The organism is Paenibacillus paludis, from assembly GCF_042610515.1.
GTDB lineage: Bacteria > Bacillota > Bacilli > Paenibacillales > Paenibacillaceae > Paenibacillus_AQ.
In genome coordinates, this window is record NZ_JBGJZP010000007.1 from 177,270 (window position 1) to 192,525 (window position 15,256).

Here is a 15,256-nt window from a genome sequence, read left to right on the forward strand (position 1 = left end):
CAGGTTGTTACATTAAACTGTGAACGAGTTAGTGGCCCTCGTGTGTGTGTTCTTCTACAGGTGAGCTTGGAAGCGGCTCATTCACCTCAGGGTTGGGCTCGCTGTCAAATTCGGTCTGGCTGGATGGTTCAGGAGAAGGGTGGATGTCCTTGTTATCCTGATGATCCATATTTCCGTTATCTATATCCATTTCCGTACCATCGCCGCTCATATGCTCGCTATGGTCTCCCGGCGGCGGGCTGAACTCCAAATGGGTGGAGGAATAGGTTTTGCGTCCAAGATGTTCGGCAGCCAGCAGGCCTTTGAATTCATCCTCCGTAAGCTTAGGCGCGGTATCCTTAACCTCTTTGACCCATTCGGCATATTCCTTGTCGCTCATCACAAGCGCCTCGAATTCCATGTGGGCGAAGCCTTTACCGCTAAAGTTCGAGTTCTTGCCGATAAATGAACCTGCGGTGTCGGCGGAGAGATTAAGTTTTGTAAGCATGTCGCTCATCGCATACTTCTGTCCGGCAAGCTGTGGAATCCAGAAGCTGGTGATGGTGCCGAAAGAGTACAATCTGAACTCTACCGCACGGTGAATCGGGAAATTGACGTAGTTTACGGTTTCAATTCCCTCCTCAGGATAGCTGAAATGCCATTTCCAGTTGGAAGAAGAGGCGTAAATAACCAAAGGCTTCTGGTCCTTGTATTCCTCCGCGACATTCTCAACCGCATGGGTTGATTTTACAGTCACTACTGACAAAAAGGTTACGATGATAATCGGGATAATAATCCAGATGGCTTCGAGAACCTTGTTGCCCTCCTCATGTTCTGGAATGTAACCTTCGTTGCTTTTCTTCGCCCGGTATTTCACCAGTACGAATATATATAAGATGTAGACAACTGCCAGGACCCCGATCATCACCAGAATGGACAGGATGATGGTGTCAGATAAAGTGCGTGCGGCCGGACCCTTCGGATTCAGAACGGTGAGCGAACTGCATCCCGGCAGAAGAAGGATTAGGCTGAGGAACAAAGCGTATAACGGACCCTTTTTTTTCATATAGAACTCCTTCCTTCAATACTTCTTTTCATTGCCGTTCATTAGCCAATAAATATTAACCTGTATCTATAGTAAGAACTACTTACCCATAATGCAAAATACATATTTTAACAATAAAGACACATAAGACCTTAATAATGGCGAACAAGTTAAATATGTGTGATCGAATTGTTACAAATGTCGTAAGGTATGACAAAGATCACTGTAGTGGTGCGGTTTAAGGTAATTTTAAGGTTGTTCAAATTTTGTTCACTTTTTCACAAATGTTACTAATTTCGTCACAATTAATTTTAGCAATAAAGCCTGATTTTAACCGCTTTTTGCGGCCGCGACAGCTTTCGACGATTATTGCGATTTTTTGATAAATATTAAGAATATGTCTTTTGTCACTGTGAAAAAGTAACAAGATATTCTTTGGGCGGTTACAATCTCTCAAATTCAAATCTATCTATGTGTGATAAAGTATAGATAAATATACATAGATAGGAGATTACTGCTTGTGCGAATGAAAAAAACAATGCTGTTATTCATGTCTTTATTCTTATGTTTCGGTATTCTACAGAACACGGCAATCGCAGCCGGAACGAATGCCTCATTACGTCTTGGTGTGAACGACACACTGACGGAAATAGAAGCTGTTTCTGTAAAAGGTAACTATTATGTTCCAGTACGCGCTTTGGCGCAGAAGCTGAAGTGGAACATTTCCATGCTTCAGGACGGGGTTCAGATCGCCGGAGGCGGCAAATCCCTTTTACTGCTCAAAAATGACGGAGGCGCCAAACTCCAGAATGATACCATTGTTCCAATAAGTACCTTTGTGCAGAATGGATCGCTGATGGTTCCACTGCGGATAAGTACTTATCTTGGGTATATGATAACCTTTGAGCCGGATAAATATTTACTAAGAGTGCGGGATACATCGGCGGCTTTGGATGATGCGGCGTTCGTAAGCCAATTCAAGAGCGAATTAAAGCCGATTGTCAGCGCAAAGCCGGCTCCGGAGACAACCCCGGGCAAGCAAGGGAGGATAGTGTATCTTACCTTTGACGACGGACCGTCGGCAACGACTTCGCAACTGCTGGATATTCTGGGCAAAAATGAGGTAAAGGCGACCTTTTTTATGCTTGGACCCAATATGAACCGGTATCCGTCGGCAGTGAAACGAATTGAAGAGGAAAGCCACGGACTCGCACTCCACGGCATGACTCACCGCAAAGAGAAGTTTTATGCTTCTCCGGGTGCAGCACTTGCCGAAATGTCAGCTGATAATGCAGTGCTGAAGAAGATCACCGGCTCCAGCACAACACTGATCCGTCCGCCGTACGGAAGTAAACCTTATTTCACCAAATCCTTCAGGGACAGAGTGCTGAGCCAGGGTTTCCATCTGTGGGATTGGAATGTGGACTCAAACGACTGGAAATACAAGGAGAACAGCGCCAGGATCTATAATACGGTTATGGAACAGGTCCATAAACTGCAAAAGTCCAACAGCAATCCTGTTATCCTGATGCATGACCAGAAAGCTACACTGAAAGTGCTGCCGGACGTACTCAAAACACTGAAGAAGGAAGGCTATACCTTTGAGATTATTACGAAGGATATGGAGCCGCTGAATTTCTGGAAGGATAAGCGCTGATCGTCAGCGTTTACGGCAAGATGTAGAAAGAGTGTAAAAAGCGGCTTAAGCAGATTGTTTTCTGCTTAAGCCGCTTTTTTGTGCTGCGCGGTGGTTTCAGGGGTCTGTATTTGGAGGCCCGACAGCATAGCCTTGTCATATGTACAAATACCCTACGAGCATACTGACAAGCTCGGTCTTTATTCTGTCCGTTCCAATACGATGGGAGGAAAAGGCGATGACATCCACTATGGCACTGATGGATTCGAATACAAGGAAGGCAGCGGCTTCCAAATCTGTGATCTTAAGCTCATCCTTACCCATTTGCAGATACTGGAGCGTTAGGACACGTCCGACTTCATACTGTGCGTCCATCAGCTCTTTGATACCCTCGTCGCTGAGATACATAATAGACAGTTCCTTGTGGAATCCGGTATAGACCTCGTGCGAGAGGATGAGGCTGTCTACCAGATGGCTCAGCAGTGCATACTTGTCAGGGCTCTGAATGTTAATCTCGGACATGTAGGCTTCTATCCTTGCCAGCAGCGCTTCACTGTAATTCTTAAGCACATCGATAAATACAGCCCGTTTATCTATGAAATAGGAATAGAAGCTGCCGGTGGATACACCCGCTGCAGCAGCAATCTGCTTCGTATTGGTCTGATGGTAGCCCTTCTCCGAGAAAAGCCTCATGGCGGCTTGAACGATGGCTTCCTTGGTCTTGATGCTGCGGTCCTGCCGCGGTGTTCTTGTCTTGTCTTCCATTTCACTCATGGTTAAAGCCCCCCCCCTTATAACCGATTGTAGAGGAGCAGTATTTGACTGTCAATAAAAGTTGAACTACAGTTCAAATTTGTTATTGACAAACATGAACTGTAGTTCATATAATTCAAACATGAACTAAAGTTCACATATGGGGAGAGATGAAATTGAGCATCAGAATGCGTAGGGCTTTTTCTTTTACGGCAATTGTTCTGGGTTTCTTCATGGCGCTGCTGGATACGACGATTATAAATATTGCCTTGCCTGAAATGACGAGGCAATTTGGCGGCAGCGTATCGCAAATTTCGTGGGTGATGAATGGTTATAATCTGGCGTTTGCTGTATTCATTCTCACGGCTTCAAGACTGGCCGACCAATTCGGACGGAAGAAAATATTTATCATCGGTGTGGTGCTGTTTACTGTGACCTCGCTGCTCGCGGGCTTTGCTTCTTCACTTGGGATGCTCATTGGATTAAGAGTCCTTCAGGGCCTTGCGGGGGCCATCATTGTTCCGGTTACCATTCCGCTGACAACCACAACCTTTCCAAAGGAGATGCACGGCTTGATCATCGGCATATGGGGGGCCGTTTCAGGCGTTGCGGCTGCGAGCGGGCCGGCACTTGGCGGGATTATTACGCAAAATCTGAACTGGCAATGGATCTTTTTTGTCAATGTGCCGCTGGGGGTGCTGAGTGTGGTGCTTACTTGTCTGTTTATACAGGAATCCAGAGATGACACTGCAGGCCGATCCATTGATTATGGCGGAACATTGGGAATAACCGGGGCGATGTTTTTTATTACCTATGCACTGATTAAAGTTCAGGACTATGGCTGGAACTCCCGGATGACGCTGCTACTGCTGGCTGCAGGGGTTCTGTTTCTCGTCTTTTTTTTCCTCACACAGTGGAAAGGGAAGGAGCCGATGCTCCCGTTGTCGCTGCTGAGAATTCCCCCGTTCAACGGTGCAACGTTAACTATGCTTTTTGTTGGTGCGGGGCTGATGAATATCTCTCTGCTGACCTCTTTCTTCCTGACCCGGATGATGGGGATGACCGAACTGCGGGCCGGACTTGTACTTTCCATGATCGCGGTGGGCTCGATCGTCAGCTCAGCCCTTTCCGGGCCATTGTCCAATAAATACGGCAGCCAGCTGTTTGGGGCGGTTGGAATGATTATGATGGCCGGAGCGATGTATTCATTAAGCGGACTGCATGCAGACTCAACGATTCCGGAAGTATTGATCCGTCTGGTTGTGGCCGGTATCGGCACCGGGTTCACCATGGCACCGGTGATGTCTTCAGCCGTACGCAACGTGCCAGAGGAGAAGGTAGGCATCTCATCGGGGATTACGAATATGGCAAAGTCACTGGGGGGTGTGATCGGGGTGGCTATTATCGTTACTGTGCTGCAGCAAAATACCAGCGACGGGCTGCATGCGGCTTCCGTCCGCGCGGTGAAAGCAGTGGAGAAGGATGCTGTGCTCCAGCCCTTTCTCAAAACAGTGATTGCTGATGCGGCGGGTTCATTGGCAAATGTGGAAAGCTCACCGGCTGAAACCTCCGAGAAGGTATTGAAGGAGGCCGAACTTGCTGCTGCCCGGCTTGCCCCTTCGGATCAGCAGGCATTTGCCGCTGACCGGAGCCGGCAAACCCAGGAGATGGAGCTCGTCCTGTCACGTGCAGGAGAAGACATGAAACATGGAGCTGAACAGGCATACAGCAGAACTTACGTTTTAGCCAGCCTTATTATGCTTCCGGGTGCTGTATTCGCACTGTTCAGCGACAAACGCCGGAAACGGAAGGGGGCCGGGGTTCCTGGGGAACTTACTTTGCCGCAGCAATAGTGATCTCCGTGCATATCGTGCATATATAGAAGAAAGCCCTTGGGGCTTTATAAGATTAGGTCAGCCGGTAATTTCTGGTTGGCCTAATCTAATTTGTTTTGAGGTTGACATGTATATCTAACTGTACTAATAATAGTAGTACAGTTAATACACCTAGACACAGTTTGTGATACAACATCAGAAAGGAGAACTGTCATGTTCGAATTGGATGTCCGCAGCCGCAAGCCGATTTACGAGCAGCTGACCGGCAAGATCAAAGAAATGATTATGCATGGTATTTTGCGGGCAGATGAACAGCTTCCCTCGGTGAGGATCTTATCCTCGCAGCTCACCATAAATCCGAATACGATTCAGAAAGCCTACCGGGAGCTGGAGCGGGAAGGCTACATCTATTCCTTGCAGGGTAAGGGGAGTTTCGTGGCTCCGCTTCAACAGGGTCTGAACGAGAGCAAGAGGGCGGAAGTGCGGAATGAGCTGCTGCGCCTGATGGTCGAAGCCGTCTACCTCGGATTTACCGAAAGCGAGATAGGTGCGCTGTACCGCCAGGTGCTGGATCAGAGAGAGGGGGAGAAACATGATTGAAATTCGCAGCGTCAGCAAAATTTTTCAGGGAGAAAAAGCGGTTGACGGCATTTCGCTGACTGTACATAAAGGAGCAATTTACGGACTGCTCGGATCGAACGGTGCGGGTAAAACAACACTGCTGAAGACGCTCGCCGGTATTTACCGGCCGGAAGAGGGCACGGTTAAGTTTGAAGGGAAGCCGGTCTTTGAAAACCCCGAGGTGAAGCAAAGGATCATTTTCATGCCGGACAGTCCTTATTTCTTCCCGCAGGCATCAATCAAGAGCATGGCCGCCTTTTACCGCTCTATTTATCCGGGGTGGAATGAGGCGCACTTTCAGGAGCTTGGGAAAATGTTCCGGCTCGATACAGGCCGCAAGCTCAGCCGGTTCTCCAAGGGTATGCAGCGCCAGGCGTCCTTCTGGCTCGCCCTAAGCTGCTCCCCGGATGTGCTTATCATGGATGAGCCGATCGACGGGCTTGACCCGGTCATGCGGCGGCAGATCAAGAATCTGCTGTTCCAGGAGGTGGCCGAACGGGGGATGACCGTCATCATCTCCTCACATAACCTGCGGGAAATTGAAGATCTATGCGATCATGTCGGCATTATGCACGGCGGCAAAATGCTGGTGGAGAAGGATCTGGACGATCTCAAAGCGGACACGCATAAAGTGCAGGTGGCGTTCCGGGATGAGCGGCATGCATCGGTACTGACAGCCAAGCTGCAGATTCTTCATCAGGAACAGCGTGGCAGCGTTAATCTCTATATTGTAAAAGGGGACCGCGAGCGGATCGGGCAGGCTTTTCGGGTGTACGATCCATATGTACTGGATCTATTGCCGCTGACACTTGAGGAAATCTTTATATATGAAATGGGGGATGCCGGTTATGACGCGCAGCCGATTCTTCTTTAACAGCAGCGTAATCCGCCAAAACTTGCGCCAGCATGGCTGGATCGGAATTATATACACGCTAGGTCTGATGTTCTTTCTTCCGCTCCAGATGTTCTTGAGCGGCAATCCGAATGCGGAGCCTGAGAAAGTCGAGAGTTTGTTCGGTATCGGCGGTGATATGCAAGTGTTCTTTATCGCTACGCTTCCAGTGGTAGCCGGTCTATTCCTTTTCCGGTTTCTGCAGTCTAAACCTTCATCGGATCTGTGGCACAGCCTGCCGCTGCGCCGGGAGCATTTACTTGCTGCCCATGCATGGAGCGGCCTGATTCTTCTGCTTCTTCCGGTATGGCTAACTGCCGCAGTTACAGCAATCGTGGCACCACTGGACGGCAATAGGTACATTTACCAAGGAGCGGAAGTCTGGGAGTGGTGCCTGACGGTTACCATCCTCACCTTGTTCCTGTTCGTTTTCACTGCCTTCGTTGGGATATGTACAGGTCAAACTATTCTCCAGGGGGTTGTTGTTTATATCCTGCTCGTTCTTCCCTCCGCGCTGTTAATGCTGACCGGCATGCATCTTAATAGGTATTTGTACGGGTATTCAGGCGGTTATAATGATGAGTATAGAATGGTCAATTGGTCGCCGGTTCTGCAGATTGTGAGACTCAGCAATGCATACGATAAGGTCAGTACAGGAGAGAAATGGATATATTTCGTGATCACTCTCTTAGTAATTATGCTATCCTTTGTGCTTTACCGCAAACGGCATAGCGAAAAGGCTGGGCAGGCGATTGCCTTCACCTATTTCAATCCGTTGTTCAAAGCAGGGGTGATGTTCTGCACCATGCTGGTTTCCGTGTCTTATTTCGGCAATGTGAAGCCGCAGCAGACAGGCTGGCTTATTGGCGGCTGTATTGCCGGAGCACTCATCGGCTATGTTGTAGCTGAAATGATCATTCGCAAGACATGGCAGATCATGACCCGCAGGGTATTCGCTGACTTCGCCGCCTATACTATCCTGCTAGGACTCCTGCTCTATGTTCCGGTCACTGGGATTACCGGCTATGAGAGCAGGGTACCGGCAGCGGACAAAGTCACGGCGGCTTATGCCGGGAGCAATTTCTGGATGTTGACCGAACCAGGGCAAGGCCCGATGGAAGTTCAGAACCGTCCCTGTGAAGAGAAGGAAGTCTTCAATGAAGACAAAAGCTATATTGAGGCTGTACGCAAGCTGCATCAGGCACTTGTCACTGTGCGGCCTGGCGAGGAAGAACGTTCTCTGGGCAATTCTATCGGCAACAGGCAGTTCAGCATTGCGTACCAGTTGAAGAATGGGCGGCAGATGCTGCGGTCTTACTGGATTCCATCAGCCGGCTTCGAACCGGAGCTGAAGGCGATCATGGAGAACAAGGAGTTCAAGCGCAACGAATATATGCTGTCCCGGCTTGGCGATAATGTGGAGAGTCTGAGAATCAGCAACATAAGTAAAGCGGTTTCGATCTCCGATCCTCAAGAGGTTAAAGAATTCAAGGAAATTCTGAAACGGGAGATATTGAACATGTCCTATGAAGATCAGCTGGACAACCGGGTTTCCAAGGCTTCTATCCAAACGATAGGCAAGCCGGATGAAAAGGGCTACCAGCTCTATTATGGCTATGAGTGGAAACCCTCCTATCATGAGCTTGAGGGCTGGCTGGCCGAAAAGAGATACGCGGATAAAATTCGTACCCAGGCACAGGATGTGGAATCCGCTGAAATTATAAAGGATGGGTATATTGATAAGCTTGACGCGGCAAGCAGGAATAATATTGAGCGGCATTTTGATCTGGCGCGCAGCGAAGGTCTTGCGGCGGTCACCAAGGATAAGAAGATTATCGGCGATATTCTGGGAAAAGAACGCTATTATAGCGGGAAAACCGGCGAATATGTAGTAAAGATGAAGTATAAGTACGGAGAAGTGACTTATATATCGCTGAGGAAACAAGACCTTACGCCTGCTATAAAATCACTGCTTCCTTAAGATTCTGGTTTTAGCTTCAGCGGGTTGACAGAAACTGGATGAGTGGATTATGCTTTTGGAAAATACAAGAACGGCAGGAGGTCTGGACAGATGATTGAACAAGGGAATAATCTACACTCGCATAATGCTATTATCTATCTTCCATTCATCTGTCCGCCTTGGGTTACTGTTCAGCGTTAGCAGCGTTTAGTTATTTCCGGTCAGCAGCCTGTAAGGCGGTTGCCGGAATACTCTAACTGTAGTTCTGCTATATGATGGTGCCCGGCCATGGACGAATGGAGTCCATGGCTTTTTTGTATTTCGGCAGAGTCCGAAAGGAGAATGAAGCATGTCTGAAATTCATCAATTGATCCTCCGCGAGCTGCGTGGCATTGAGGCGGAGGAGAATGTACGCATTCTGTATGCCTGTGAGTCGGGCAGCCGAGCTTGGGGGTTTCCGTCCAAGGACAGTGATTATGACGTCCGCTTTCTGTATTTGCGCCGCCCCGAGGCATATCTCTCGATTTTTGAGCAGCGGGATGTGATTGAACGGCCGATCAGCGAGTTGCTTGATATTAACGGCTGGGATCTGAAGAAAGGGCTGACCCTCTTCCGCAAATCCAATCCGCCGCTGCTGGAATGGCTGCAATCCCCCATCCGGTATGAGCAAAATTACACGGTGGCGGACAGTATCCGCAAGCTATCACCGCTCAGCTTCTCGCCCAAATCCTGTATCTATCATTATCTGAACATGGCCCGGGGGAATTACCGGACCTATCTGCAAGGCAGCGAGGTCAAGATTAAGAAATATTTCTACGTTCTCCGTCCGTTGCTCGCGTGTGCCTGGATCGAGAAATACCAGGAGGTACCTCCACTGGATTTCAATGTGCTGGCCCTGGATCTGATTCCTGAAGGAACCGAGCTTAGAGAGGCTGTACTGGAGCTTCTACACCGTAAAATGTCCGGCGAGGAGCTGGATCTGGAGCCGCGTCTGGAAGTCATTAACGTTTATCTGGAGCAGCAGATCGCGCATTTCGAGCTTGCGGCTTCGCAATTTGGAAGCGGGGGCGGTGTAGCGGATGCAGCCCTGGATGAACTGTTCCGGGCCGCGCTGCTGGAAGTATGGGGAGAAGACAGCCGCTGGACTTCAGGCGTGGGAAATCAAAGCGAAACCTAAGGAGAGATCAACCTTATGCATTTAATCATCAAGGCGACAGGAACAGGAGCAGGAATGCTCTCTCATCTGCTCGCTAAAAACCCGAATAATCTGTATGACCGGATTGAAAAAGAGGCCAGAGTGCGTATTGTGTACACAGTCTCTTCCGAAGAAGAGACGGAGGCGGTCATCTATGTAACACCCGACCCAATTGAGCTGGTGAAGGGTTCTTCCTCCGCACACAACGACATCACGCAATACATCAATGACCGTGAATTTGTAACCAGCAGTCTGTTCTGCACCTATATCCGTCCCGCACTGGGTACTGCATTGAACGGCAAACCGAAAGAAGCGTATCTGTCCTGGGTAGGCCAACGCCTTGCACTCGAGCTTTCTTTTGGACCTGTAGCCTCCAATTTGCCTGACCGTACACTTGAAGAGTTGTTCACTGCGCTTGGTTATGAAGTGGTGCTGGAGCGGGGAGAGGCGGAGTATTCCTTTGACCTCAAGAACCGCAGTTCTGTCCGTTATATTAAACTAAAAGGATTTCAGACACTCCAGACTGCCTTGCAGCAGCTTTTTGTGCTCATTCCCGCATTGGATGATTACAAGCATTACTATATCAGTGAGGATGAGGTTGATAAAATCAGGCGTTATGGCGAAGGCTGGCTTCAGGATCATCCTCAGCGAGCGCTGATTCTGAAACGGACGCTGCGTTTTGCAGGGGTAATTAAACAGTTCGAGGCGCTGGAGGGCCGCACTCAGAATTCCGGTGGAGCTTCTGTTGATGAAAATGCAAAGGAAGCTGCTGTTAAAGGTTCAACGGATGCGCCAAATGCTTTACCTGATCAATCCTTCGAATCCGAGGCTCTAGAAGAGCCGAAAGTCCGGTTGAATGATTTGCGTTACGCAGCTATTGCCGCTACCGTTGAAGCTTTGCAAGCTAAAGCCAGTATTGTTGACTTTGGCTCGGGGGAAGGCAAGCTCTCTGCCATACTCGCTAACGTGCCTGGTGTCCGTGATATTAAAGCAGTTGAGCCCTCTGCCACAGCTCAGTTGAGAGCCATGGACCGGTTCGTCAAGCTGGAAGGCAGGCAAGGAACTATCGTGCCTAAGCCGGTAACCGGATCCCTGTTCTATTTCGACGAGTCACTGCGGAACAAGGATGTAATGATTCTTTGCGAGGTGATTGAGCATATCGATGAGCACCGGCTGGCGCGGGTGATGGAGACTGTTTTCGCCGAATATGGTCCAAAGACCCTGATTATAACTACCCCGAATAAGGAATACAACGAGGTCTACGAGATGGAGCGGGAAGAGATGCGTCATGGCGACCACCGTTTTGAATGGGGAAGAGAAGCATTTTCCGCCTGGTGTTCCCGCTGGACGACAGCCTTTGGTTACTCTGCGGAGCTGAAGGGGATAGGCGAATGCATGGAAGGTTTCGGTTGCCCGACGCAGATGGCCATATTTACGAAGGAGGAAACATCACAATGATAGAGAGACAGGAAAGGCAGCGGGTCATTCCGTTTCCTCATGGAGGCATCGTCGTACTGGTGGGGCCTTCCGGCAGCGGCAAAACGACTCTGCTCCGCAGATTGGTGCAAGAAGGCATATTGTTGCAGACAGAGATCGTCTCTTCCGACGATTACCGCTCATTAGTGGGTGATATCGATTTTATTGATTGGAAGGGCCATCCCCGTGAAGAAGCGGATATTCTGTATGGCGATTACCAATTGCTGTCGAAACTGGCCTTTGAAGCGATGAACACAATGATATCCATGCGCTGCCGGATGGGGAAGCTGACGGTGGTGGATGCCACACATTTGCTGCCCGAATACCGTAAGAAATATATAGAGATGGCAGCAGATTATGATCTGCCCTGTACGGCCTGGGTGCTCGATCTGCCGGAACAGATCCTGCTTGAACGGGATAAGGGACGTGAATTGCCTCGCGGCAGGCAGCGGGTCAAGGCGCAATTTAGCCAATTCAAGCGTTCGCTAAGAGGGCTGCGCGATGAAGGCTTTGATTTCACATATATGTTGAAAGAAACGGAAAGTGTGCAGTTTGTCCGCAAGCAGAATGAATTGCTGATTGAAATTGGTGCAGGGATTGATGTGATCGGCGACATTCACGGCTGTTACGATGAGTTGTTGGAACTGCTTGATCAACTGGGCTATGTCGCTGATGAAAGCGGATTGTACCGCCATCCTGAAGGCAGAGAACTAATCTCTGTAGGCGATGTAATGAGCCGTGGTCCCAAATCACTGGATGCACTGAGATTCTGGAAGCGGCACAGTGACGCCGGAATCTCACGTATGGTCGACAGCAATCACGGCTGGAAGATTGCCCGGTATCTTGGGGGACGCAAGGTTACCTTAAGCCATGGCGATGAGAAGTTTGCCGCCGAGCTGGAGCAGTATGCACTGGCAGAGGGTGAGGCTGCGGCTAGCAAACTTAGAGAAGAGCTGAAGCAGTTCCTGCTCTCCGCCCCCAGTCATCTGGTGTATGGACGGGGTGGTATACGGCGGGTGGTTGTTGCCCATGCCGGAATCCGCGATGAGTATATCGGCAGGCAGTCGAAACGGATTCAGGACTTTTGCCGCTACGGTGATACAGAAGGAAGTGAGGGGAAGGGCACTCCTGTACGCAAGGAATGGTATGTGCAGCATGACTCCGGTGAGCTGATTGTCTGGGGGCATGATCCGAGACCTTACCCTACTCTGGTTAAGAATACGGTCAACATTGATCAAGGCGCAGTCTTTGGCGGCTCGTTGACGGCTTACCGGTATCCTGAACAGCAGTTTGTTGCGGTCAAGGCGCACAGAGATTACGCCCAGGATCCGGACAGCCCGCTGATCCGCTGGGAACGCGGCCGTTTCTCTCCGCCTAACCTGCGGAAGTTTGTTGAAGGGTACTCCGTTATGACAGCTGCCTATGGTGAACTTTCTGTGCGCGGTGAATTCGTCAAAGCAGCCATTGATACCGTCTCCCATTTTACGATTCCGCTGGAGGATCTGGTTTATATTCCTCCGACCATGAGTCCGGCTCCGGCAGTATCCGCAGATGAATCTTACCTGGAGCATCCGCGTGAGGCTTTTGCCTATTATCGCAAACAGGGTGTGGAAACAATGGTTGCCGAGAAAAAACACATGGGCAGCCGGGCTATCCTGATGCTGTTTCGTGACAAGGAAGCGGCAGTATCCTATGTGGGACGTCCCACACTGGGTACGATTTATACCCGGACGGGCCGGGCATTCTTTGACAAGGAAACGGAGTCCGAAGTACTGGCTAAGCTGAATGCCGATTTGCGGAAAGCGGATTATTTTGTCCGCCATGATACGGATTTGCTGCTGCTGGATGCCGAAATTATTCCATGGAACCTGAAGGCTCGTGAATTGATCGCTTCCCAGTACGCGCATGTCGCAGAAGCCGCCGTAATGGACCGCGGACAGCTTGCGGAGAAGCTGCGAGAAGCGGAGAGTAACGGGCGCGATGTATCCGGCTGGGTTCAGGAAATGGACGAGAAGCTGCGAAATGCCCACGTGTTCCGTGAAGCTTTTCAGGAATACTGCTGGGATGTCAGCGGGCTGGAAGGAATCAGGATTGCTCCTTTTCATACCTTGGCGCATAGCGGCCAGAGTTTTTTTGATCATAGCCATCTCTGGCATATGGAGAAAAACCGCGAACTTGCGGGTGTTTCTCCGCTCTTTATGGAGACTGAATACCGGACTGTCGCAAGTGAAGCCGATGAAGCTGAGGTTATCGCCTGGTGGGAAGAGATGACAGAGAATGGTCATGAGGGGATCGTGATCAAGCCGGAACTTTTCATATCACGGAATGGCAGCTCGATGATTCAGCCTGCGATCAAAGTCCGGGGACGCAAATACCTGCACATCATATATGGCATCGATTATTTGCAGCCTGACAATCTGACACGGTTAAAACTGCGCAAGACCGGCAAGAAGGAGCGGCACGCCCTGATGGAATGTGCTCTTAGCGCCGAGTCCGTGGAACGTTTTATCCGCAAAGAGCCGCTGGAGCGGATTCATGAATGTGTGCTTGCTGCTTTGGCACTGGAATCTGAGCCGGTGGATCCGCGGTTGTAAGCTATAGGGATGGAATCCCATACGAAATTGATTATACGAAAGTGATTATAAGAGGTGCAATTTATGTTAAACCACAGCGCTGAGGTTTCGCTCAGCAAATTTATGACCAAGCTGCTTCGGCATACTCCGCAGCAGTATGGGCTGATACTTGATCCGGAGGATGGTTCCTGTCTGCTGGAGGAACTGCTCGCAGTGATAAACGCAGCCCCGAAGTGGTCTCATATTACAGAAGAAGATATCCGCCAAACGGTCACGAACAGTGAGAAGCAGCGGTTCGCCATTGAGGGGGAGCGGATCAAAGCGAGATACGGACACAGCCACACCAAAGTTGCCTATGAACCGGGAACACCGCCGTCCGTACTCTATCATGGCACTCACCAGAATGCGCTGCCGGCGATTGTAAAAGAGGGGCTGCAGCCGATGGGCAGGCAATACGTGCATTTATCGGAGGGGCTGCATTTCGCAACTCTGGCCGGAAGCCGCAGAGGCAAGCTTGTTTTGCTCGCCGTGGATACGGTTAAGGCTGTAGAGTCTGGTGTAACCTTCTATTATGCCGGAAATGAGGTATGGCTGGCTGAGCCGGTTCCGCCTGCCTGCATAGCGCCATTAAGTGCACCGGAAGAACAATAGCACCAAATCTCCAGTACAGGAGGAATGTGATATGGAAGAGGTGACGGATCACCTGGATCACGGATTGCAGATCGTCTTCATTGGATTCAATCCAAGTCTCCGCTCGGGCGAGCAGGGGCATCATTATGCGAATCCGCGCAATAATTTCTGGCGGATTCTTGAGCAGTCAGGGCTGACACCGCGCCTCTATGATGCCTCGGAGGACGGTGAACTGCTGAAGCTCGGCTACGGCTTTACGAATATTGTAGTCCGCCCGACCCGCGGGGCCGAGGATATTACCCGCGAGGAGTATACCGAGGGGCGGGAATTGCTTCGTGCCAAGCTGAAGCTCTACCGGCCGGAGGTAGCCTGCTTTGTAGGCAAGGGCGTGTACACTGAATTCAGCCGTAAACCAAAAGCAGATTGGGGATTTCAGGAGCATATAGAACCGGTAGTGGATGGCGTGCGCGAGTTCGTCGCCCCGTCGTCGAGCGGACTCGTCCGGATGCCGCTGCCGGAGATTGTGGCTATTTACCGGAGACTATATGATTTCACCCATAAGGATGACTGACTTAGAGTTTGTCTGACAGCACACGGGGAGTGGGGATGGATGAAATCGGAGGGTGGACGGTAGGAAGGATGATAGGTGGCGATTTATCCC

The 15,256-nt window shown here is 50.1% G+C and carries 12 protein-coding genes; 10 read left to right on the top strand and 2 right to left on the bottom strand.

All coding sequences use genetic code 11. From position 1 onward, the window contains the following. Window positions 1-28: 28 nt before the first annotated feature. Entirely contained in the window at window positions 29-1,045 is a 1,017-nt protein-coding gene (gene qoxA / locus ACAN56_RS15790; protein WP_379144025.1) for a cytochrome aa3 quinol oxidase subunit II, read from the bottom strand. A gap of 505 nt (window positions 1,046-1,550) precedes the next feature. On the opposite strand from qoxA, the gene ACAN56_RS15795 reads away from it, so the two are divergent. Beyond that, complete coding sequence (locus ACAN56_RS15795; RefSeq protein ID WP_379144314.1) at window positions 1,551-2,681, top strand: polysaccharide deacetylase family protein; 1,131 nt, start codon at window positions 1,551-1,553, stop codon at window positions 2,679-2,681. 135 nt (window positions 2,682-2,816) lie between these two features. Here ACAN56_RS15795 and ACAN56_RS15800 read toward each other — a convergent pair whose 3' ends face one another. After that, window positions 2,817-3,434, bottom strand: a complete 618-nt coding sequence (locus ACAN56_RS15800) for a TetR/AcrR family transcriptional regulator (RefSeq protein ID WP_379144028.1) — start codon at window positions 3,432-3,434, stop codon at window positions 2,817-2,819. A gap of 155 nt (window positions 3,435-3,589) precedes the next feature. Between ACAN56_RS15800 and ACAN56_RS15805 the strand changes: the two genes are divergently transcribed. From ACAN56_RS15805 to ACAN56_RS15845, 9 genes are all read left to right on the top strand, one after another. Next, the gene (locus ACAN56_RS15805; RefSeq protein WP_379144030.1) at window positions 3,590-5,266 is read left to right on the top strand and encodes an MFS transporter; all 1,677 of its coding nucleotides are present in this window, start codon (window positions 3,590-3,592) and stop codon (window positions 5,264-5,266) included. Window positions 5,267-5,461: 195 nt separating this feature from the next. Beyond that, complete coding sequence (locus ACAN56_RS15810; protein WP_038586399.1) at window positions 5,462-5,848, top strand: GntR family transcriptional regulator; 387 nt, start codon at window positions 5,462-5,464, stop codon at window positions 5,846-5,848. Next, complete coding sequence (locus tag ACAN56_RS15815; RefSeq protein ID WP_379144033.1) at window positions 5,841-6,743, top strand: ABC transporter ATP-binding protein; 903 nt, start codon at window positions 5,841-5,843, stop codon at window positions 6,741-6,743. Before ACAN56_RS15810 ends, ACAN56_RS15815 begins: the two co-directional genes overlap by 8 nt. Continuing rightward, a complete protein-coding gene (locus ACAN56_RS15820) occupies window positions 6,718-8,742 on the top strand; it encodes a DUF6449 domain-containing protein (RefSeq protein ID WP_379144035.1) in 2,025 nt (674 codons plus the stop codon). Before ACAN56_RS15815 ends, ACAN56_RS15820 begins: the two co-directional genes overlap by 26 nt. 328 nt (window positions 8,743-9,070) lie before the next feature. Continuing rightward, window positions 9,071-9,898 (top strand): nucleotidyltransferase domain-containing protein, encoded by an 828-nt coding sequence (locus tag ACAN56_RS15825; RefSeq protein WP_379144037.1) that lies wholly within the window; start codon window positions 9,071-9,073, stop codon window positions 9,896-9,898. A 15-nt stretch (window positions 9,899-9,913) separates the two neighbouring features. Further along, window positions 9,914-11,374 carry a 3' terminal RNA ribose 2'-O-methyltransferase Hen1 gene (locus tag ACAN56_RS15830; RefSeq protein ID WP_379144040.1) on the top strand — a complete coding sequence of 487 codons (1,461 nt, stop codon included), beginning with the start codon at window positions 9,914-9,916 and terminating at the stop codon, window positions 11,372-11,374. Continuing rightward, window positions 11,371-13,986: a polynucleotide kinase-phosphatase gene (locus tag ACAN56_RS15835; RefSeq protein WP_379144042.1), complete on the top strand. Its 2,616-nt coding sequence runs from the start codon at window positions 11,371-11,373 to the stop codon at window positions 13,984-13,986. Before ACAN56_RS15830 ends, ACAN56_RS15835 begins: the two co-directional genes overlap by 4 nt. Before the next feature lie 63 nt (window positions 13,987-14,049). Further along, complete coding sequence (locus tag ACAN56_RS15840; RefSeq protein ID WP_379144044.1) at window positions 14,050-14,616, top strand: RNA 2'-phosphotransferase; 567 nt, start codon at window positions 14,050-14,052, stop codon at window positions 14,614-14,616. Window positions 14,617-14,647: 31 nt separating this feature from the next. After that, window positions 14,648-15,166 carry a mismatch-specific DNA-glycosylase gene (locus ACAN56_RS15845; RefSeq protein ID WP_379144046.1) on the top strand — a complete coding sequence of 173 codons (519 nt, stop codon included), beginning with the start codon at window positions 14,648-14,650 and terminating at the stop codon, window positions 15,164-15,166. Window positions 15,167-15,256 lie beyond the last annotated feature (90 nt).